The 331-nt window shown below is 62.8% G+C and carries 1 protein-coding gene; it reads right to left on the bottom strand.

Annotated elements, in window-relative coordinates; all coding sequences use genetic code 11:
• A partial coding sequence (locus ACO0LH_RS28580) for an AMP-binding protein (RefSeq protein ID WP_422944539.1) occupies nucleotides 1–331 on the bottom strand: 331 nt, incomplete at both ends.

Below are 331 nucleotides of genomic sequence, written 5' to 3'. Positions count from 1 at the left end.
ACAGCAACGCTGTTGCCAGGGGCAACCAGGCTGGTGATGTTGGCGTGGCTGATCAATACGCCTTTGGGCACGCCGGTACTGCCGGAGGTGAAGATGATGTAGGCGAGCTGGTCGGGTACGACTGTCACAGCAGGGGCGCTGTCGCTGTAGCGGCCCAGGAGGGCATGGTGCCAGTGGCCGTCAAGCGGCAGGGTCTGGTAGTCACTGAGGAAGCTGAGTTCTTCAAGCAGGTGTTGTTCGCTCAGTATCAGTTTGCAGGCGCTGGTGGCAATCATGTGCTGGAGGCGGCTGGCCGGATAGGCGGGGTCGAGCGGGACGTAGGCGGCACCGG

It is taken from the genome of Undibacterium sp. TJN19 (assembly GCF_049339485.1).
Taxonomy (GTDB): Bacteria; Pseudomonadota; Gammaproteobacteria; order Burkholderiales; family Burkholderiaceae_D; genus Undibacterium.
This window is presented reverse-complemented; position numbering and strand designations above follow the sequence as displayed.